21 protein-coding genes and 1 riboswitch are annotated in these 20,437 nt (G+C 62.1%); of the genes, 12 read left to right on the top strand and 9 right to left on the bottom strand.

The genetic code is table 11. The annotated features are described in order from the left end of the window. Positions 1 to 457: 457 nt before the first annotated feature. The 6 genes from HWX91_RS40180 to HWX91_RS40155 form a co-directional block, all read right to left on the bottom strand. The gene (locus HWX91_RS40180; protein WP_042277340.1) at positions 458 to 1,384 is read right to left on the bottom strand and encodes a DMT family transporter; all 927 of its coding nucleotides are present in this window, start codon (positions 1,382 to 1,384) and stop codon (positions 458 to 460) included. Between the two features lie 356 nt (positions 1,385 to 1,740). Beyond that, positions 1,741 to 3,339 (bottom strand): L-lactate permease, encoded by a 1,599-nt coding sequence (locus HWX91_RS40175; RefSeq protein ID WP_028200374.1) that lies wholly within the window; start codon positions 3,337 to 3,339, stop codon positions 1,741 to 1,743. A gap of 262 nt (positions 3,340 to 3,601) precedes the next feature. Continuing rightward, positions 3,602 to 4,132 (bottom strand): hypothetical protein, encoded by a 531-nt coding sequence (locus HWX91_RS40170; protein ID WP_028200373.1) that lies wholly within the window; start codon positions 4,130 to 4,132, stop codon positions 3,602 to 3,604. Positions 4,133 to 4,396: 264 nt separating this feature from the next. After that, positions 4,397 to 4,609 (bottom strand): glycine zipper 2TM domain-containing protein, encoded by a 213-nt coding sequence (locus HWX91_RS40165; protein WP_028200372.1) that lies wholly within the window; start codon positions 4,607 to 4,609, stop codon positions 4,397 to 4,399. Between the two features lie 294 nt (positions 4,610 to 4,903). Continuing rightward, positions 4,904 to 6,835, bottom strand: coding sequence for a phosphomethylpyrimidine synthase ThiC (gene thiC / locus HWX91_RS40160; protein WP_028200371.1), 1,932 nt, complete (start codon positions 6,833 to 6,835; stop codon positions 4,904 to 4,906). Positions 6,836 to 7,016: 181 nt separating this feature from the next. Then, positions 7,017 to 7,135, bottom strand: a riboswitch (TPP riboswitch). Between the two features lie 154 nt (positions 7,136 to 7,289). Then, positions 7,290 to 7,700, bottom strand: coding sequence for a GreA/GreB family elongation factor (locus tag HWX91_RS40155; protein WP_028200370.1), 411 nt, complete (start codon positions 7,698 to 7,700; stop codon positions 7,290 to 7,292). 529 nt (positions 7,701 to 8,229) lie between these two features. Here HWX91_RS40155 and HWX91_RS40150 point away from each other — a divergent pair. From HWX91_RS40150 to HWX91_RS40130, 5 genes are all read left to right on the top strand, one after another. Beyond that, positions 8,230 to 9,072 (top strand): DUF1223 domain-containing protein, encoded by an 843-nt coding sequence (locus HWX91_RS40150; RefSeq protein WP_028200369.1) that lies wholly within the window; start codon positions 8,230 to 8,232, stop codon positions 9,070 to 9,072. Positions 9,073 to 9,117: 45 nt separating this feature from the next. Then, entirely contained in the window at positions 9,118 to 9,756 is a 639-nt protein-coding gene (locus HWX91_RS40145; RefSeq protein ID WP_028200368.1) for a cytochrome b/b6 domain-containing protein, read from the top strand. 43 nt (positions 9,757 to 9,799) lie between these two features. Beyond that, positions 9,800 to 10,603, top strand: coding sequence for a molybdopterin-dependent oxidoreductase (locus HWX91_RS40140; RefSeq protein ID WP_028200367.1), 804 nt, complete (start codon positions 9,800 to 9,802; stop codon positions 10,601 to 10,603). A gap of 121 nt (positions 10,604 to 10,724) precedes the next feature. Continuing rightward, positions 10,725 to 10,973: a pentapeptide MXKDX repeat protein gene (locus HWX91_RS40135; RefSeq protein WP_028200366.1), complete on the top strand. Its 249-nt coding sequence runs from the start codon at positions 10,725 to 10,727 to the stop codon at positions 10,971 to 10,973. Positions 10,974 to 11,340: 367 nt separating this feature from the next. Continuing rightward, positions 11,341 to 12,270 (top strand): EamA family transporter, encoded by a 930-nt coding sequence (locus HWX91_RS40130; RefSeq protein WP_028200365.1) that lies wholly within the window; start codon positions 11,341 to 11,343, stop codon positions 12,268 to 12,270. 117 nt (positions 12,271 to 12,387) lie between these two features. On the opposite strand, the gene HWX91_RS40125 is transcribed toward HWX91_RS40130, so the two are convergent. Then, the gene (locus HWX91_RS40125) at positions 12,388 to 14,487 is read right to left on the bottom strand and encodes an NADPH-dependent 2,4-dienoyl-CoA reductase (protein WP_028200364.1); all 2,100 of its coding nucleotides are present in this window, start codon (positions 14,485 to 14,487) and stop codon (positions 12,388 to 12,390) included. Between the two features lie 200 nt (positions 14,488 to 14,687). On the opposite strand from HWX91_RS40125, the gene HWX91_RS40120 reads away from it, so the two are divergent. Continuing rightward, positions 14,688 to 15,485 (top strand): DUF4397 domain-containing protein, encoded by a 798-nt coding sequence (locus tag HWX91_RS40120; RefSeq protein WP_028200363.1) that lies wholly within the window; start codon positions 14,688 to 14,690, stop codon positions 15,483 to 15,485. Positions 15,486 to 15,740: 255 nt separating this feature from the next. On the opposite strand, the gene HWX91_RS40115 is transcribed toward HWX91_RS40120, so the two are convergent. Continuing rightward, positions 15,741 to 15,875 (bottom strand): entericidin A/B family lipoprotein, encoded by a 135-nt coding sequence (locus HWX91_RS40115; protein WP_012433647.1) that lies wholly within the window; start codon positions 15,873 to 15,875, stop codon positions 15,741 to 15,743. A gap of 231 nt (positions 15,876 to 16,106) precedes the next feature. After that, on the bottom strand, positions 16,107 to 17,552 hold the full coding sequence (locus HWX91_RS40110) for a sensor histidine kinase (RefSeq protein ID WP_042277336.1): 1,446 nt from the start codon (positions 17,550 to 17,552) through the stop codon (positions 16,107 to 16,109). A 268-nt stretch (positions 17,553 to 17,820) separates the two neighbouring features. Between HWX91_RS40110 and HWX91_RS40105 the strand changes: the two genes are divergently transcribed. The 6 genes from HWX91_RS40105 to HWX91_RS40080 form a co-directional block, all read left to right on the top strand. Then, positions 17,821 to 17,997 (top strand): DUF1328 domain-containing protein, encoded by a 177-nt coding sequence (locus HWX91_RS40105; RefSeq protein ID WP_028200362.1) that lies wholly within the window; start codon positions 17,821 to 17,823, stop codon positions 17,995 to 17,997. A gap of 94 nt (positions 17,998 to 18,091) precedes the next feature. Then, positions 18,092 to 18,253, top strand: a complete 162-nt coding sequence (locus tag HWX91_RS40100; RefSeq protein WP_006052455.1) for a DUF1328 domain-containing protein — start codon at positions 18,092 to 18,094, stop codon at positions 18,251 to 18,253. 85 nt (positions 18,254 to 18,338) lie between these two features. Next, positions 18,339 to 18,911, top strand: a complete 573-nt coding sequence (locus tag HWX91_RS40095; RefSeq protein ID WP_028200361.1) for a ferritin-like domain-containing protein — start codon at positions 18,339 to 18,341, stop codon at positions 18,909 to 18,911. Between the two features lie 183 nt (positions 18,912 to 19,094). After that, positions 19,095 to 19,727 carry a response regulator gene (locus HWX91_RS40090; protein WP_028200360.1) on the top strand — a complete coding sequence of 211 codons (633 nt, stop codon included), beginning with the start codon at positions 19,095 to 19,097 and terminating at the stop codon, positions 19,725 to 19,727. Between the two features lie 20 nt (positions 19,728 to 19,747). Then, positions 19,748 to 20,176 carry a response regulator gene (locus tag HWX91_RS40085; protein WP_028200359.1) on the top strand — a complete coding sequence of 143 codons (429 nt, stop codon included), beginning with the start codon at positions 19,748 to 19,750 and terminating at the stop codon, positions 20,174 to 20,176. Beyond that, positions 20,173 to 20,437, top strand: a 265-nt coding sequence (locus tag HWX91_RS40080) for a hypothetical protein (RefSeq protein ID WP_176035694.1), incomplete at its 3' end; no start/stop codon positions are given. The genes HWX91_RS40085 and HWX91_RS40080, both read left to right, overlap by 4 nt.

Here is a 20,437-nt window from a genome sequence, read left to right as displayed (position 1 = left end):
GGTGACGTAACTCGCAAAACCCCTCCCGCCAATCCTTTCCCATCCCTTTCGGCGCAAAAATTAACAATAATAATCAATAGATTGCGGGCGATTTCTCGTGAAACTGCGTAACTGGCACGCAATCTGCTCTTAAAGACTCATGGGGCCGGATTCGTAACATTCGACATGAATGACGTGAGTCAGCGGCGAGTTGCGAAACAGCGAGCCCCGGACCTTTTCAGCACCGGCGAACGAACCGGTGCTTAGCCCGATGATGGCCGGCGCGCGTGGCGCGCGGCCTCGGTGGCCCCGTCGCCTATCCTCGTAGGGCGACGGTTTCGCCCGCACTCCAACGGAGTGCGGGCTATTTTTTTGGGTCGTTGAAATGAGATGCCAGGCTGCCGGGGCGGCGAACGGCGCGGCACGGGGCGGGACGGGAAAGCGGCGACGCCAGGGCAGGCGTCGCGCGAGGCGGTTTTCAGGTGTCGGCGCGGCGCGCTCCGGTCCAGGGCAGACGCTTGATTACACCCGTGGCGAGCGCGGTACCGACGAGGATTACGCCGCAGCCTTCCAGCATGCCCAGCGACACGGTTTCGCCAAGAAACAGCGTACCCCACAGAATGCCGAACACCGGAATCACGAAGGTCACGGTAATCGTGCGTGCCGGCCCGACCACCGAGATCAGATGGAAGAACAGCATGTAAGCGACACCGGTACACGCGACACCCAGCGCAATGACCGCGCCCCATGCGTGCAGCGAGATCGGTGCGGCCGGCCAGTAGATGACGGCGAGCGGCAGCAGCACGATGGTGGCGCCGGTCATCGTGCCGGTCGCGACGGTCAACGCGTCGACGCCGGTCAGGTGGCGCTTCGTGAAATTGGCGGCGATGCCGTACAGCAGGGTGGCGCCGAGTGCCGCGGCGGCCGCGAGCGCGGTGCTCAGCGGAGTGGCGGCCGAGCCGTTCGGTGCGGCGATCTGATCCCACACCAGCATCAGGACGCCGAGAAAGCCGATCACGAGCCCGGCGGTGCGCAGCGCGCTCAGGCGATCGCGCAGCCATAGAAAGCCGACGAGTGCGCCCCACAGCGGTGTCGTCGCATTGATCACGGACGTCACGCCCGCCGACAGCGTCAGCTCGGCATACGCGAACAGGCAGAACGGCGCCGCCGAATTCAGAATGCCAACCACCAACAGCGGGAAGGCGTGACGGCGCAGGATCGTTGCGGACTGCTGCAGCGGCCGCCGCGCGACCAGCACGATGGCGAGGAAGACCGCGCCGATGCCGACCCGCAACGCCATCAGCGGCGCGACGCCGAAGTCAGTCACGCCGACGCGGATAAAGAGGAACGATGCGCCCCATAGGGCGGCGAGGATCAGCAACTGGAGCAGGTTTCTGGTATTCATTATCGTGGCGTCGCGCGCGGTAGAGTCGAGACGCATGGACATCGTAGCAGCGCGATTGCGCAAAACGTTTCAGGCTGGAGTGAAACAGCAAGATGCGGGGAGAGGCCGGCGTCGGGCTATCGTGATGCTAAGCGCGAACGAGCCGGCCGCAAAACGAGCAATTCTCACGCTGATGTGAGAAAAATTGCGATGAGAGAGGGATGAAAGAGAAGGCGCCGCCAACCCTGCCGCGGTTGGCGCCCTTTGAGCATGAGTTATTTTGCGGCCGCGCAGATGCTGCGGCGAGCTCCGCAAACGGATCCCGCCGCGCGCGGCGGCAACCACCCATGCTGCCTCGCGCGGCTCGAATGCCTGCCTCAGTGCGGAATCATCCCTTGCAGGAAGTTCTGCTGCACCCACACCAGCACGCCGAGAATGACCGTCAACAGAATCGAATGCTTGAAGGTCTTGGCGAACACCACGCCCTCCTTGCCTTTGAGTTCGGTCGTCGCCACGCCGGTCGAGATGTTTTGCGGCGAGATCATCTTGCCCATCACGCCGCCCGACGAATTGGTCGCCGCCATCAGGATCGGGTTCAGGTTCAGTTGATGGGCCGCTACCACCTGCAGGTTGCCGAACAACGCGTTGCCCGACGTGTCGCTGCCGGACAGGAACACGGCCACCCAGCCGAGGAACGCCGATATCAGCGGGAAGAACGGTCCGACCGACGCCGCCCCAAGCCCGAGCGTGTAGGTGAGCCCCGAGTAGTTCATCAGATAGGCGAGCGCGACGATGGTCGCCACGGTCAGAATCGCGATGCGTGTCTGGACCCAGGTGTCGACAATGGCCTTGCCAAATTCACCGATCCCGAGACCCGTCACGAGCGACGTGATGATGGCGGCGACCAGAATCGCCGTGCCGGTGGCCAGCGGCTGGAAGTCCCAGATCGCGCCGTACGGTGTGTTGTACAGGGTGATGTACACCGCCTTGTCGAGGGCCGGCCACGGAACCTTGACGTCGCCGATCAGGAAGATCTTGGCGATGGTCCAGACGATCACCACCGCCGAGACGATGATCCACGGATACCAGCCCTGGCCGCCGCTGATCTTGCCGCGCACCTCGCCCACGCGATCGATGTTGATCGCGAACTTCGGATCGACGGCGGGCTTCCATACGCGCAGGAACGCGATCGTCAGGATCAGCGAAACCAACGACGACAGCACGTCGGTCAGACTGTAGTTGACGTAATTCGCCGTGATGAACTGGGTCAGCGCGAAGCTTGCACCCGACACCAGCAGCACCGGCCAGACGCGCAGCATGTTGCGAAAGCCGGCATAAACGCCGATCACGTAGAACGGCAGCAGCAACGCGAAAAACGGCAACTGCCGTCCGACCATCTTGGCGAGCGAGTCTGCCGGCAGGTGAGTAACCGCGCCGAGCACTGTGATCGGGACACCGAGCGCGCCGAACGCGACCGGCGCCGTATTGAAGATCAGCGTGAAGGTGAGTGCTTCGAGTGTGGGGAAACCCAGCAGGATCAGCAGCGAACTGGTGATCGCGACCGGCGTGCCGAATCCGGAAATCCCTTCGAATAGCGCGCCGAAAGAAAAGCCGATCACCACCAGCACGACGCGGCGGTCGTTCGGCAGGTTATCGATCATCCACATGCGAAAGGCGGCGAAGCGGCCCGAGCGCTGCGAGATGTTGTAGAGCAGGATCGCGGTGAACACGATCCACATGACGGGCCAGCACGCAAACACCGCGCCGTTGGCCACTGAGGCGGCCGCGAGTCCGACCGGGAACTGCCAGACGAAGATCGCCACGATCAGCCCGACGATCAGGCCCGCGAGCGACGCCTGCCAGGCCGGCCGACGGGCCCAGCCGAGCAACAGCAACACGACGATGATCGGCAAGGCCGCGACGAGGAACGACAGCAATAGCGAATTGCCGACTGGAGTGAGTAGTTGGTGAAACATCACGTCTCCTTCGTTGTTGTTCGAAATCGACGCGGACTACGCATTGCGGGGCGCGTCGCTCTGGCAGGACGGATGGGCGCCGGCGGCGCATACAGGACGCGCCGGGTCGCTTATTTAAACAAGTACTGCGTGTGGCTTTCCCAAGCATAGAGCCCGGTTGGGAAGCGTCAAGAAGGGTAAGTACGGGCGAACGAGAGACGGCCGCGCCGGGGGCCTGTGAGCGGGGATCGTTGCGGCGCGACGAACGCGAGACGGAGGAGCTTCAGTGCCAGTGGCCGTGTCCGCCGCCCCAATAGCCATGTCCGCCACCCCAGTAGCCATGGCCGCCGCCCCAATAGCCGCCAAAGCCTACGCCGATCGAGACTGACGGGCCGTACCAGCCGGGGTAGCCGTAATAAGCGGGATACACCGGCGGATAGTAGGCGGGATAGGCGGGGTAGGCCGGCGCCACGTAGACGGGCGGGGCGGCAGCAACGGTATAAGCCGGCGGCGGATTTTGCTGCGCGTTTTGCGCCTGCTGGGCTTGCTGCTGCGCCGACGATTGCTGCGTCAGTTGTGCCGCCTGTGGATCAGGCGGGCCGACCTGCACGTCCTGTTGCGTTGTAGTGGCGGGGACCGTGGCGTAATACGGATAGTAGCCACCCGGATAGTAACCGTATGGGTAGTAGCAGCCGGACAGCGTCAGCACGCTGACTGCTGCGCTGAGCGCGAGCCTGGTGTGTGAAATACAGGAGAAACGGCGCGGCAGTGGCTGGCCGATCATGCCAGGCGTGGTGATGTTGCGGGACTTCATGACGCGCTCCTGTTGCAAACCGACGCCGCCATGCGGGGCGTATTGCCTTGAGCTTACGCCCCCGTCGCGTTCGCAGGATTGCAAAACCGTAACGGCTTATTTCACGTCATTGCAAAAACGTTGTTCGGCGCGGCCGGCATGGCGCCGGTCGCCTTTACGATGTGCCGCGCCCGCCGGTTCGTTGCTGCGTGTAGCTTCGTTCTTCATGATGGGCTGAAACAGTTGGCCCCGTGCGCCGTCGTATCGAGAACGCCTCCTTACCGCTTATTTGCCGACCTGATTACCGATGATGCCGCCTGCCGCCGCACCACCCAGCGTCGACAGGGCATTGCCGCCGATCAGACCGCCTGCGGCGCCGCCGACACCGGCGCCGATCACCGTATCGCGTTGCCGGGTCGTCATGTTGTCGCACGCGGAAAGACTTGCGACAACAGCGACGATCGTCGCGAGCGCACCGAGTTGACGAATCGATTTCATGATGCTGACTCCGTTCATTGTGTCTGGAAGGGGTTGCCTGTAAATAGGGGTTGCCTGTAAATGGACGGATCATGCCGTCCTTACACTTGATCTTATCGCCGCAATCCGTATCCAGATGTGTGAGCTTGTCAGTGGATTGTCGGTTTCGTAATCAAATGTTTCCCTTTTGTCAGCATGCGGCGTGCCCGCCGCGCAGAAACGCAAAAGCCCGCCAGTGGCGGGCTTCGGTGCTGCAGTGCGGTGCTGCGGAAGGTCTCGATGGCGGGCGCATGCTAACGCGCCCACGATCCCACCTTACTGCCGCTGATAGATCTCAGCACCCTTCTTCATGAACTCGATCGACTTCACTTCCATGCCTTTCTTCAGCGCGTCGTCGTCGGAGAGGCCTTGTTGCGCGGCGAACTCGCGTACGTCCTGCGTAATCTTCATCGAGCAGAAGTGCGGGCCGCACATCGAACAGAAGTGCGCGACCTTGGCCGAATCCTTCGGCAGCGTTTCATCGTGGAATTCGCGCGCCTTGTCCGGGTCGAGGCCGAGATTGAACTGATCTTCCCAGCGGAATTCGAAACGTGCCTTCGACAACGCGTTGTCACGCACCTGCGCGCCGGGATGGCCCTTCGCCAGATCGGCGGCGTGCGCGGCGAGCTTGTACGTGATGATGCCGGTCTTGACGTCGTCCTTGTTCGGCAAGCCCAGGTGTTCCTTCGGCGTGACGTAGCAGAGCATCGCCGTGCCGAACCAGCCGATCATCGCTGCACCAATGCCCGACGTGATGTGGTCGTAGCCCGGTGCGATGTCCGTGGTCAACGGTCCTAGCGTGTAGAACGGTGCTTCGTCACACCATTCCAGTTGCAGGTCCATGTTTTCCTTAATCAACTGCATCGGCACGTGACCCGGGCCTTCGATCATCGTTTGCACGTCGTGCTTCCACGCGATCTGCGTGAGTTCGCCGAGCGTCTTCAGTTCGCCGAGCTGCGCTTCGTCGTTGGCGTCGTAGATCGAGCCGGGACGCAGGCCGTCGCCGAGCGAGAAGGCCACGTCATACGCCTTCATGATTTCGCAGATGTCTTCGAAGTGCTCGTACAGGAAGCTTTCCTTATGGTGCGCGAGGCACCACTTCGCCATGATCGAGCCGCCGCGCGAGACGATGCCCGTCATGCGCTTCGCCGTGAGCGGCACGTATTGCAGACGCACGCCCGCGTGAATCGTGAAGTAATCGACGCCTTGTTCGGCCTGTTCGATCAGCGTGTCGCGGAAGATTTCCCACGTCAGGTCTTCGGCCTTGCCGTTGACCTTTTCGAGCGCCTGATAGATCGGCACCGTGCCGATCGGCACCGGGCTATTGCGGATGATCCACTCGCGCGTTTCGTGAATGTGCTTGCCGGTGGACAGATCCATCACCGTGTCGCCGCCCCAGCGGATCGCCCACGTCATCTTGTCGACTTCTTCGCCGATCGAGGAGGTCACCGCCGAGTTGCCGATGTTCGCATTCACCTTCACGAGGAAGTTGCGGCCGATGATCATCGGCTCGCTTTCCGGGTGGTTGATGTTGTTCGGGATGATCGCGCGGCCGCGGGCGACTTCCTCGCGCACGAATTCCGCGGTGATTTCCTTCAGGCCGTCGGGACCGAATGCGCTCGCACCGAACGCTTGACCCGGATGCTGGCGGCCCATCATCGCGGCGAGTTTTTCGCCGTTCGGACCGCTTGTTTTCAGGCTTTCCAGATACGCGGCGCGTTGCTGGTTCTCGCGAATCGCGATGTATTCCATTTCCGGCGTGATGATGCCTTTGCGCGCGTAGTGCATCTGCGAGACGTTCTTGCCGGCGATTGCGCGGCGCGGCGTGCGGTGCAGGCCCTTGAAGCGCAGATCGGCAGTAGCGGTATCGGCGGCGCGCTCGCGGCTGAAGTCGCTCGACAGGCCCGTAAGCGCTTCCGTGTCGCCGCGCTCTTCGATCCACGCCTGACGCAGCGCGGGCAGGCCGGCGCGAATGTCGATCCTGGCTTCCGGATCGGAGTAGGGGCCCGACGTATCGTAGACGTAGACCGGCGGGTTCTTCTCGCCGCCAAAGCTATCCGGCGTATCCGCCTGGGAAATCTCGCGCATCGGCACGCGAATGTCGGGCCGCGAGCCGGTCACGTAGACCTTGCGCGAATTCGGCAGCGGGGCGACAGCGGCGGCGTCGACGTGGGCGTCGGCGGAAAGAAACTTCGGATTGGCGTTCATGCGTATCTCCTCTGTCGACCAGAATCGGCGCGTTATCGCCTTACTCCGGTCCCAAGCAACTTGTTGCGGTCAACGAGAGTTGGCGCTTTGGCGCCGACCCCCGGTTTCCCAGGTGTGGGGCGGCTAAGCAGGAGACGAGATGGAAGTTGTCGGATTCGCGAGAGATGAAACGGTAGACCAGCTGCGAAATCCGTACGCTTCCCTGCGCTGGCATTATCCAGATCAGGTTCAAAGGGTATTTCTCACCCACGCAACACGGACCTCCAACCTCCGTGCGACGCAGGACCCCCGCGTTAGCAGCGCACACGATACACCGCCCGGGCGTTGCTTGGCAACCCGTCTTGAAAAAGTCAGATAGCGGAGATAACACCGGTCAGCCGCGCTCTATTCTTATGGTGAAAGGGCTGCCGGGAATGATGCGGCGCAGCAGTTCTGCGTCGCGAATGCGTGTTGCCTAGAGCGTGAAGTCGTCGGCGGCTTCGGGCTGGAACAGGATTTTTTCGAGCTTCAGCACTTTCTCCGTGCCGCTCGGCGGCGTGAAGCGGATGCGTTCGCCGCGCTTGGCGCCGAGCAGTGCAAGGCCGACCGGCGAGAACACGTTCAGGCGGCCTTGAGCGAAATCCGCGTCGGGCGGATAGACCACGGTCCAGGTCATCTGCTCGCCGCTGGTTTCGTCCACCAGCGTGGCTTGCGAATTCATCGTCACGACGTTCGCGGGAATGTCGCGCGATTCGACGATCACGGCGCGCTCGAGCACGTCGTCGAGCATGTCTTGCAATTTGGCTTCGGCGCCGGGCGCGGCCGCATGCTTTTCAAGACGGGCGACGTCGAGCTCGGTGAGATAACAGGTTTTCGTCTTTTTCATGACGGGTTCTCCAATTCGATCTGCATGTAAAGGGACTGCGTGCGGATGAGATCAGCCCGGAGCCCGACAACGCGGCTCCGGTAATGGAGGGAGCTGCGTCAGATCGGGCGCCGGGCGGCGAGAAGCGGGAGCGTTCGGGACGGCTGGCCGGCGTGGGGCGTCGCGATGTCCGCGCGCGCGCAGCCGGTTGCGCGGCGGGGGCGCAAACGGGTGAGAGCACGGGAGAACGGAAAACGCATTGGGGTTGCCGGCGGATAACAAAAGGGTTGGGGTAGGACGCGCCGCAAAGAAAGCTTGATCGACGCGACCGAAAGGTGAATGTTAGCACGGGCCGCCATGTCTCTTTAAGCGCGGCCCGCAGAGGCCGTGCGGGCAAGGCGCGGCATGGCCGAATCGCATGGATCTGTTCGAGGACAGCATGAAATGGCCGGCACCGCGGGCGGCTACCCGAACTAAAATAAATATCAGAACTGGCTGTCATAAGTGGTCTCATCGTTCGACAAACGTGCAGATCCTGATGGAGCACGCCATGCGAACCGTACGAACCCGCCACGCCACCCGGCATGCCGGCCGCGATATCAACCGCGCAATCGCGCTGGCCGTCGCGCTGACGACCCTCGTTGCCAGCGGTCTGGCAACCGCAGCCGGTGCCGTATGCGCGTCGCACAGCCCGTCGCACCGCGTGGCGCTTGTGGAGCTTTACAGCAGCGAAGGCTGCAACAGCTGCCCGCCGGCCGACAACTGGTTGAGCCAATGGAAAAACAGCGGTGCGACCCAAAGCATCGTGCCGTTGGCTTTACACGTGGACTACTGGAACAGCCTCGGCTGGACCGACCGCTTTTCGCAGCATCGCTTCACCGAACGTCAGCAAACCCTGACCGATCTCGCCGGCGGCCACACGATCTATACGCCCGAGGTCTTCGTATCGGGCCGTGAATTGCGCGGCTGGTCGCAACGCGACAGTTTTCAGAGCCGCATCGAAGAGCTTGTTGCCGAACCGGCCCATGCGAATGTCGCGCTCGAACTGAAACCGCAGGCGAAGGGCGCGTTCAATGTCGACGCCCAATTCACCAGCAAGGCGGCCGACGCCAGCGGCACATTGAATGCCTACGTCGCGCTCTATCAGAACGCGTTGAACTCGCAGGTCAAAGCCGGGGAAAACAACGGCGCCACGCTGCATCACGAACGCGTCGTGCGGCAATGGATCGGCCCCGTGCCACTGGTTGCCGGCCGTGCGCAAATCCACCGCGATCTCCACATCGACGATGCCGACGCCAACGCGCCCGCCGACACCTTCGGCGTTGTCGCTTTCGTCGAAAACGCCGCGACCGGCGATGTGTTGCAGGTCGGCGAACTGGCCGCCTGCCACTGATCGCGCGCCAACCTCGCAGCGCTTCTCATTTCATCGGAGATTCTCATGGCAACGCCTCATGCTCTTAGCGACACCGCTCCGCCCGCGACGCCGAAGAGCGGCGCGATTCACCCGGTGTGGGTGCGTATCACGCATTGGCTCAACGCACTGGCGGCCATCGTGATGATGCTGTCCGGCTGGCGCATCTATGACGCGTCGCCGATCTTCAAAAGCTTCACGTTTCCCACGGCGCTCACGCTCGGCGGCTGGCTCGGCGGCGCGCTGCAATGGCACTTCGCGGCGATGTGGCTGCTGGTTTTCAACGGCCTGCTGTATCTCGCGCTGAACCTGGTCAGCGGGCGATTCGTGCGCAAGTTCCTGCCGGTTTCGCCCCGTGCCGTGTTGCACGACTTCGTTGCCGCGCTGACCGGCAAGCTTTCGCACGCCGATCTGCGCGTCTACAACGCGGTGCAGAAACTGGCCTATCTGTTTGTCGTCTGCGATCTGATCGTGCTGGTGCTCTCGGGTCTCGCGATCTGGAAGTCGGTGCAGTTTCCGCTGTTGCGCGAGTTGATGGGCGGCTACGACAACGCACGTATCGTGCACTTCTGCGCCATGTCGCTGATGGCTGCGTTCATTGCCGTGCATCTGGTGATGGTGGCGCTCGTACCGCGTTCGCTGCTGGCGATGCTGCGCGGACGCTAAGCGGTCAATCCACGGATACGCAAAGATTTAAGGATATCGAATCATGTTCAAACCTGAATCCAGAGCCGATCGAAAGCCCGCTTCGATGCCTGACGACAAGCTCGACCGCGAGTCGATCCTGATCGACGCCCGGCGCGAACTCGCGATGCCGTCGCGGCGCCTGTTCGGCAAGCGGCTACTGACGCTCGGCGGCCTGTCGATGCTGACGGGCTGCTCGCTGACCGACAACGATTCGGTCAACGCATTCCTCACGGCCGTGTCGCGTCTGAACGACCGCGCGCAGGCCGCGCTGTTCGATCCGAAGCAACTTGCGCCGACCTACACCGAAGCGCAGATCACGCGGCCGTTTCCGTTCAACGCGTTCTACGGTATCGAGGACGTGCCCGACGTCGACGCCTCCGACTACAAGCTGAAAATCAGCGGCCTCGTTACCGGTCAGCGTGTCTGGACTTTGCCTGAGTTGTACGCGCTGCCGCATGCCGAGCAGATCACGCGGCATATCTGCGTGGAAGGGTGGAGCGCGATCGGCCGCTGGGGCGGCACGCCGTTTGCCGATTTTCTGCGGCGCATCGGCGCGGACACGAGCGCGAAGTACGTGGGCTTCAAATGTGCCGACGACTACTACGAAAGCATCGACATGCCGACCGCGCTGCATCCGCAAACGCTGCTCACCTTCTCGTATGACGGCGAGCGTCTGCCCGCGAAATACGGCTTCCCGATGAAGCTGCGCATGCCGACCAAGCTCGGCTACAAGAATCCGAAGCACATCGTCGAGATGTTCGTCACCAACACGTACCCTGGCGGCTATTGGGTCGACCAAGGCTACAACTGGTTCGGAGGCTCCTGACGCGCGGGTCGGCGCGTGCCGGTCCGCACGCGCGACCCCGGGCGGCAGAAGCGTCGGAAGTACCCCGGCGTCCGCTGGACGCCGGCTTAGATTCACCATCCATAACGAAACGGAGTTTCCCATGAAAAAGTTCGCAATCGCAGCAATGGCCGTCGCCCTCCTGACCAGCGGCGGCGCCGCGTTCGCTCAGGCAAGCGGCGCGATGTCCAACGACGCCATGTCCAAGGACACCATGTCCAAGGACACCATGTCGAAAGATTCGATGTCCAAAGACCACATGAAGAAGAACACGATGAAGCACGACAAGATGAAAAAGAGCGGCGACGCGATGGGCATGAAGCACGAGGCATCGGGCGCGATGGCCAACTGAGTGTTGCCGACGATGCCGGTCGCATAGTTCGGGCGCCGGTTTCACACGCAAAACGAAAGCCGGGGATGCGTCCCCGGCTTTTCTGTTGCAAGTACGCAAAAAAGTTACGATTCTTTCAAGCGGTGCGGTGGGCGCTTACTGCATAATGCGGCGTCGCGCCCGTTATTTGGCGCGTGTTAGCCGCGGATCGACTCCTTTCGACCGCCGCGGCGTTGTGGCCCCATTGGCCATCTATCGTCTTTCCGTTCCACCGACATGTCCGCCAGCCTCGCCCGCCAGACCGCATCGCCGATGCGGTGTCCGCCATCCCGCCACCGGGTCTTCAGCGGGGGCGCAGCACCTCGAGCGGCATGGGCGGATTGAACGCATGTCGCCGCAACTCCCTAGCCGTTTTCCGCGTGGTTTTCCGATCCGTTTGCCGCAGTCCCGCAACGGACAGATCGCGCTCGCGCTCGCCGTCGTTTATCTCGTATGGGGTTCGACCTATCTCGCCGTGCACGTCGCCCTTGGTTCATTTCCGCCGTTGCTGCTCTCGGGGCTGCGCAATCTGTTTGCCGGGGTAGGGCTCTTCATTTTCGCGGTGCGCCGCAATCCGGTTTGGCCGAGCGCCGCTGAAATCCGCAATGCGGGCCTGGTCGGCACGATGCTGGTCGGTTTGTCGAGCGGCATGCTCGCCTACGGCATGCGCACCGTCGGCACCGGCACCGCGGCCGTGATGGTCGCGACGGTGCCGCTGTTCGCGACCGTGATCGCGGCGGTGGCGGGGCGCAAGATCGGCCGGGGCGAGTGGTTCGCGGTCGGCCTCGGGCTGGTGGGCATCGCGATCCTGAGTCACGGCGATAGCGCGCCGGGATCGGCGGGCGGCAGCCTCGCGATCCTGTGCGGCGCGCTGTTCTGGGCCGGCGGCGCGCACCTGGCCGGCCGGCTGAAACTGCCCTCGGACCTGTTTCTATCGACGTCGCTGCAGATCGGTCTCGGCGGCGCGATGTCGACGATGGTCGCCTGGGTGTCCGGCGAGCGGATGATGGAAGTGCATTTTCTGCCGGTGCTGGCCTTCGTCTACCTGATGCTGATCGGCACGATGGCCGCCTACGTCGCGTACGGTTTCCTGATCCGGCATACGAGTCCGATCATCGCCAGTAGCTGCATGTACGTGAACCCGGTGGTCGCCGTGGCGCTCGGCGCGTTGTTGCTCGGCGAACCGGTCACCCACTCGACGGTCATCGCGACAATCGTGATTCTGGCTAGCGTGGGGTTGTCTTTCTGGTTCGATTACCGGAAGAAGGGGCTTGCCTGAAGACAGACGGCGGGCTGTTCAGGTAGCCCGCCGCCTGTGCGCCTATGTTCAGTCTCGGCGCGCTTCGCAGCATCGGAACGCGTCGACCCTCGTCGCGTTCCACCGCGTTTCCTCGCTTCAGAGCGACGCCGCCACTTCCGCGCCTTCGCGAATCGCGCGTTTCGCGTCCAGTTCGGTTGCCACCTTTGCGCCGCCGATCACGTGATAGCGCGCAGCGTTCGCGTCATTCGAAGCTTTAACGCCGGCTCCGCTGTTGACCCCATTCGAGCCGCTTGATCCACTCGCCGTTTGAGCGGCAGTTTCCGGCACCAGCTCCCGCAAGGATTCCTGCCCCGCGCACACCACGATCGTGTCAACTTCGAGCCATTCTTCGACACCCTCGCGCGCGATCTTCAAGCCGCGTTCGCTGATTTCCAGATACGACACCCCGCCGAGCATCTTCACGCCGTTTCTTGCCAGCGTCGCGCGATGTACCCAGCCCGAGGTTTTGCCGAGCCCCATACCGAGCTTGCCCGGCTTGCGCTGCAGCAGCCAGATTTCGCGGACCGGCTGCGCGGGCGCCGGCGCTTTCAAGCCGCCGCGTTCCTGGACCGTGAGATCGACACCCCATTCGTCGAGCCAGGTATCGCGCGGCATCGGCAGAGGGTCGCCGGCGCGATGCAGCAAAAATTCGCTGACGTCGAAGCCGATCCCGCCCGCACCGATCACCGCGACACGCCGTCCCACCGGCGCGCCGCGCAATACGTCCACATAAGACAGCACGTTAGCGCCGTCGATGCCGGCAATCGCCGGGCTACGCGGCACGATGCCCGTGGCGACGATCACGTCGTCGTAGCCGCCTGCGGCAAGCAGCGCCGGATCGACGCGTGTTTCGAGCCGCACGTCGACGCGGTGCCGCTGTAACTGGCTCTGAAAATAGCGGATCGTCTCGCTGAACTCTTCCTTGCCGGGCACGCGCATCGCCAGATTGAACTGGCCGCCGATGGTAGCGCTCGCATCGAACAACGTCACGCGATGGCCGCGCGAAGCCGCAACAGTCGCGGCGGAAAGTCCCGCCGGCCCGGCGCCGACCACCGCAACCGAACGCGCTGCCTGCGGGCTCGAAACCGGCCGGTAGATCAGCTCGGTCTCGCGTCCCGCACGGGGATTCACGAGGCAAGTCGCGCGCTGGTTCTTGAACGTGTGGTCGAGGCAGGCCTGATTACAGGCGATACAGGTGTTGATTTCGTGCGCGCGTCCCTCGGCGGCCTTCACTACGAATTCGGGATCGGCGAGCAGGGGCCTTGCCATCGACACCAGATCGCCCGCCCCTTCGGCGAGCAGTGCCTCGGCGACTTCGGGCGTATTGATGCGGTTCGATACGATGACCGGCACCTTGACCGCAGCCTTCAGGCGCGCGCTCAGCGCGGCGAACGCGGCACGCGGCACCGAGGTCACGATGGTCGGCACCCGCGCTTCATGCCAGCCGATGCCCGTGTTGAACATCGTCACGCCGGCGGCTTCGAGCGCCTGGGCGACCTGCACGGTTTCTTCCCAGGTATTGCCGCCTTCGACCAGATCGATCAGCGAAAGCCGGTACACCACGATAAAACGTTCGCCGCATGCCGCGCGTACGCGCTCGACGATCTCGCGCGCGAGCCGCATACGGTTCTCGATGCTGCCGCCGTAGCGGTCGGAGCGCCGGTTCGTACGTGGACACAGGAACTGGTTGAGCAGATAGCCCTCGCTGCCCATGACCTCGATGCCGTCGTAACCGGCGCGCTGGGCAAGGCGCGCGCAGCGGGCATAGTCGCGCACGGTCCGGGCGATACCGGCTTCGGTGAGCGCGCGCGGTTTGAACTTCGAGATCGGCGATTTGAGCGCGGATGCGGACACGACAAACGGCTGGTACCCATAGCGTCCCGCATGCAGGATCTGCAATGCGATCTTGCCGCCTTCGGCATGCACGGCCTCGGTCAGCAAGCGGTGATTGCGCAAATCGAACACCGAATTCAGCGTGCCGCCGAAGGGCAGCAGCCAGCCTTGGCGGTTCGGCGAGATTCCGCCTGTAATGATCAGACCGACTCCACCCTTCGCACGCTCTCGGAAATAGGCCGCCAGCTTCGGGTAATTCCAGAAACGGTCCTCCATGCCGGTGTGCATCGAACCCATCACCACGCGGTTGCGCAAACGGGTGAAGCCGAGGTCGAGCTCGGCGAGTAAGTGTTGGTAAGACATGCAGGGACCGTGTAAGTATGGGTTGTGCGCGAACAATACACTGCCGAACACACCAACTATCCGAAGAAAAATTCTAATCCGCGTAACGCGTTGCTCCGTAAAGGATTATTCGGCCATCGGCCTCCTGTCCGGCCCTGCGGCACGTGCTTTGCTCTAGCCGGATGCACGGGCCGCGGGCTCGACACAGAGAGGTGAACACAATGAAAATGATCCGAACCATGGCGGCTGTAGTCGCTGTTACATCCATTTTGAGCGCATGCGGCGGTGGCGGCACCAGCGACGTAGGCAAGGAACTCGGGCTGACAAATCCCGAAATCCATTTCATCCATGCCATTCCCAGTGGCCCGTCGGTCGACTTTCTCGTGAACGGCTCCGCGCCGTCGGGACAGACGAACATCGGCTATAAGGGTGTCACGAACCTGACCAACATCAACACCGGTTCGACCACGGTCGCGTATGCGCCCACCGGCACGACGACCGCGTTGGCGAGCGGTAACTTCCCCGATGTGGCCAAGGGTCACGAGTACACGGTGCTGGCGTTGCCTGGCCTGGCCGCGCCGGATATCGGCCTGATCGACGATCCGTTCGACAAGGGCCTGCTGTCTAATAGCGCGCGTCTGCGTGGCTTCAATGCGTCGGCCAACGCGACCAATCTCGATCTGTATCTGGTTCAATCGACCAACACCGACATCACCAGCGTCAGCCCGACTATGGCGGGCGTGTCGTTCAAGAATGCGGTGCCGGCGAGCGGCCAGGATTCGATCTACGTGTCCGGCGGCGAGTATGTGCTGATCGCGACGGTGGCGGGCAGCAAGACGCCGATCTTCCAGTCGCCGGCCTTCTCGCTGTCGAACAACGCCGACTGGCTGGTGACGTCGGTGCCGATCGGCGGCACGTTGAGCCAGCTCGTACCGGGGCAGATCCATCTGCTGGTCGCGCAAAACGGCAATACCGGCACGCCGAGCGTCGAATTGACGAACACGCTTACGGGCCAGTAAGAGGCTAATAAAAGGCCTATAAAAAGGCCTATAAAGCCCGGCAGGCTCCCGAAGCGGCTTGCTGCATGGCATACACGGCACATGCAGCGAGCAGCAGTCCATGGGAGGTATAGCGGCGATCCACGCGAGTGGATCGCTGTTCCTGTTTACGCATCCGGCGACAAAAAAAGCCCGCCGCGGTTTCCCGCGACGGGCTATGGAGATTCGGCATCCCAGGCGCCGCGAGGCGCCGGTCATCCTTGAGTTGTCGTTAGCTTACTTCGCCTGCTCGGCTGAATTCGTGATGGCGTTGCCGCCCTTCGAAATATCCTGCCCGGCTCCCGCCATCGTGTTGCAACCCGCAAGAGCGGCCGTTCCCGCAATGAGAAGCAAAGCGATCAGTCGGTTCATGAGAGTTCTCCTTGTCGAGAATGCATCGGTTGACGTGCCCGTTCTGGAGGGCGCGCGCTAGCCCGGCTAGCTATCGTCCGACCGTGGCTCGCGCCAGTCGATCCGGTCTGATTGCATGTTAAAAAAAGGGCGTGGGCAGCGCTGTCAGTTGAGCTGCGATTTTGTTGTAGGCGCGATCCTGTGTTTGCGTCGGAGCACTCCTACACGCCCACTTCGATGCCACTAGAAGCCTTACTGGATAGGTGTTTCCGATGGCGGCGATGCAGGCGAATCCATCGACGGCGTAGCCGTGCTGACACTCGGCATCACCACATGGATGTCGGTGCCGCTCGGCACACCGCGTTGAATATCGAAGCGTCCGCCGTGCGCGGCGACCCGCTGGCGCATGCCGAGCAGTCCGTGGGTGTGGGTGCGCTTCAGATCGGCGGCCGTGACGCCGACGCCGTTGTCGGCGATATGCAGCGCCACCTGGCCGTCGCCGACCTGTAGCGCGATCGACACCTTCGACGCTCGCGCGTATTTGGCGGCGTTCGTGAGCGACTCCTGCGCGACGCGAAAGAGGGCGATTTCGGTTTGCTCGTCGAGCTGGATGTCGTCGGCCGGCAAATGCGATTCGAGCGCCCAGTTGTTGCGCTGCGCGGCTTCGTCGGCGAGCGTGCGCAGCGCGGTGACGAGGCCGAAGTTCGTCAACACGGTGGGCCGCATGTCTTCGATGATGCGCCGTTTCAGCGCAATACCCTGATCGAGATTGGCGAGCGCGCGCTTCAGTTTCTCCGCGATGTCCGGCTGGTTGTCTTTCAGTTTGCGATGGGCCCAGGCTACATCCATCTTGCTGGCGGTCAGTATCGCGCCGAGTTCGTCATGCAGTTCGCGTGCTAGCTGCGTTTTCTCGTTTTCGCTGACGGCCTGCAAGTGCCAGCCTAGCGCTTCGAGCTGACGCGTGCGTTCGTTGACGAGCTGGTCGAGTTCCTCCTGTTGCGTGATCAGTTGACGCTGCACGCGCACCTGCCTGTCCATCTGGATGCCGAGATTGCGAAACAGCAGAATGAACAGCACGATGTTCAGCGCGGACAAGCCGGCCGCGCATAGCGTGGAGATGCGCTGGTCGGCGCGGCTTGCATCGAGCGCGTGCTGTGCCCGGCGTTCCTCGTTGTCGCGCAGCAGTGTGAGCGTGCTGTCGACCAACGCGGCGTCGGCGGGATTGGCCGTGCTCGCGCTGCCGCAGGCAGACAGATCCAGCGGATGCGGTGCCGCGCGTTGCAACGCAGCGGCGCCGGCGCCGATGCGCGCGTCGATCAACGCGGCAATCTGCGTGAAGCTCGCGAGTTCGGCGCTATCCGCCTTGCCGCTGCGATAGAACTTGCCCAGTTGTTGTTCGTTCTGCCGGATCTGCCCGGCGGTCGCGCAAAAACCCTGAGCGGCCACCTCCTGCTTCGTCAGAAGAAAATCGCTTTGATGCGCGCTCAGGCGGGACAGCTGGCTCGCAAGCGTACTGAGTTGCACGGTGACGTCGCGTGCTTCGAGCGCCGTTTCGTACTCCGCGGCAATGCGCTCGCGGGCGGTTTCGAGAATCACGAGTCCCCCCACCGTGATGACAATGGCCACGGTCATCGCGATTGCCCAACTGCGGTTGCGCATCCAGCCGCTCAATCGCGCTGCGGCCGGGAGTTTCTGCATTTTCGACGCGTACGGCACCTTCGACTCCTTGGATGGGGCATCGGTCTAACGGCCATGGGGCCAGGCAAAAGAGCGCCGGCATCGCGCCGGCCTCGCTTGCCGAGCCGCAATTTCCGTGCGCCTCGTCCGATGCAATCAGCGTAACGCTGCCGTAATTCCATGTAAGCGGATTCTCACACGAAAAACGGAGCATGTCGGAATGCGCCGACTGTCGACGACCGATAGGATGAACCTGATCGTTCATTGACTGATTCTGGAGGAGGCCATCATGTTGAAATGGGCATTGTTCTTCGCCGTCGTGGCGATAATCGCCGGGCTGCTCGGTTTTACCGGCGTAGCGGCGGGCGCAGCGGCGATTGCGAAATTTCTGTTTGTCGTGTTCGTGATTCTGTGCGTGGTGTTCCTCGTTCTCGGTTTCGTGGTGACGAAGAAAATTGTCGATTAGCGCCGCTCCCGAGCGGGCCGGAGAGCGGTTCGCTTCGGGTTCGTTCCAGTTCGCCTCAGAGTCTCTTTCGCAGGCATCTACAAGGAGAATCGCCATGCTTCACTATGCCATTGTCTTTTTCGTGATTGCGATCATTGCCGCTGTGTTCGGTTTTACCGGTATCGCAGCGGGTGCGGCGGAAATTGCGAAGATCCTGTTTTACATCTTCCTTGTCGTGTTCGTGGTCACGCTGCTGCTCGGCGTATTTCGAACGTAGACGAATAGCCTTCCCTTAAACGGGCGTATCAGGCGCGATTCGTGCGGGATACGCAGTTCCCCATACCGGATAAAGGAGAACCTCAATGACGAAATCTTCTGGCGCTCAGGGCGCAGCCTCTCAATCCAGCGATCCGTTCGTGATGGACCTGAAGAAGATCCGCGAGGACGCGCGCAAGCATATGTCGGATGGCCCGGTTACGCAAAGCTACGGTGCTGACCGTGACACGGTGCTGAAACTGCTCAATGATTCGCTGGCCACTGAAATTGTCTGCGTGCTGCGTTATAAACGGCACCATTTCATGGCCAAGGGCATCAACTCCGAGGCCGTGGCGGCGGAATTCGCGGAGCATGCGGCAGAAGAGCAGGAGCACGCCGACCGTATCGCCGAGCGTATCGTGCAGTTGGGCGGCGAGCCGGATTTTGCCCCGGACGGTCTGAAGACGCGTTCGCATTCGGAGTACAAGGAAGGCGGCGATCTCACGGACATGATCCGCGAGAACCTGGTTGCCGAGCGTATCGCGATCGATACGTATCGCGAGATCGTGCGCTATCTCGGCGATAAGGACGTGACGACACGCCGTCTGTTCGAGGAAATCCTCGCGGTTGAAGAAGAGCATGCCGACGATATGGCCGACCTGCTCGAGGGCCGCGAGTAAAACGTGGTTAAGAAGCGGGCGGCGATGGTTGGTGTTGGTCGGCGCCGGAAGGTCTGAAGGTTTTCCGGCGCGGGCGCCGCCCGCGGTATTTACCGCTGCGGCTTTGCCTGTTCGGTGGAGGCATTGCCGGAGATCATTACAATGTCTGCATTGGAGCAATCCTTTAGCAGGGACACCAGACCGATGATTCGAGTTTTGATAGCTGACGACCATGCGATCGTCCGAGGCGGTTTCAGGCAGTTCGTCGCTGACGAGCCGGATATGTGCGTTGCGGCCGAGGCCGCTACCGGCGACGAAACCATCAGCCTCGTACGGCAGCAGGCGTTCGACGTAGTGTTGCTCGACATCGCGATGCCGGACAAGAACGGCATCGACACATTGCGTGTTATCAGGCAGGTGAGGCCGGAGCAGGGCGTGTTGATTCTGTCGGGCTATCCGGAGAGTCAGTATGCGATCAACCTGCTGCGCGCGGGTGCGAACGGCTACCTGAACAAGGACTGCGAGCCTGAGGAGATCGTGCGGGCGATCCGTGCGGTAGCGCGGGGGCATCGTTATCTGTCGGAGGCGGTGGCCGACACGCTGGCTGACAACCTCGACAAGCCTGCGGCGGGGCGGCCGCACGAAGCGTTATCCGAGCGAGAGTTCCAGATATTCTGCAAGCTCGCGGCGGGACAGATTCCGACCGACATTGCCGAGGAATTGCACTTGTCCGTGAAGACCGTGAGTACTTATCGGGCTCGCGTGCTGGAGAAGATGCGGTTGGCTAACAATGCCGATCTGACTTATTACGCGATCAAGAATGGTTTGATCGAATAGTGGACGATCGAGATACGCCGATGAACAGCGAATCGAACCGTGATGTTGATCCAGCCGGTCGCGCGCCGTTGCGCGTGCTGCTGATTGAGGATTCGCCGCTGATCCGCAGGAGCCTTGTGGAGGCTATCGATGCGTCGGGTTTGTTGCAGGTGGCCGCGTATGCGGATTCTGCCGATCAGGCGATTGCTTTGTTGATCGACGAAGCTTTTGATGCGGTGATTGTGGATTTGCAATTGAAGCGAGGGTCAGGGGTGCCGGTGCTTGCTTACTTGCAGCGCGAGGGGATGATCGATTCGATTTTTGCTGCCGTGTTGACGAATCATGCGTTGCCGGCTTATCGGGAGCGTTGTGAGCAGTATGGTGTTCGGCACTTTTACGACAAGTCGTTTGAGTTTGATCGGGTTGTTGATGCATTACATGAGTATGCGTTTGCGCGGGGCGCTGGATGAAGGAAGGGTTTTTTGCCTGCCCGGCAGGGGGTGCCTTCGCGGCGCTTTTTTTTGTTGGTCTGGCTCTTTGGGCTTTTCTTGATTTGTTAGTGGTCTGGTCTGGTGTTGGTCTTTTGGCCTTTCCTTGCTTTGTTATCGGTCTATTAGCGTTGCCCCTGTGCGGGGCGGCATGTGGTGGTCAAGTAATCCTGGACACTTTTTCCGCTTTCCACTTTTTCTGCATGGTGACTTCGTATTCGGCGGGCGGCATGTTGCCGGCCG

This window comes from Paraburkholderia fungorum (assembly GCF_902833645.1).
GTDB classification, from domain to species: Bacteria; Pseudomonadota; Gammaproteobacteria; order Burkholderiales; family Burkholderiaceae; genus Paraburkholderia; species Paraburkholderia fungorum.
The sequence above is the reverse complement of the archived record's forward strand: the minus strand, read 5'-3'. Positions and strand labels throughout refer to the sequence as shown.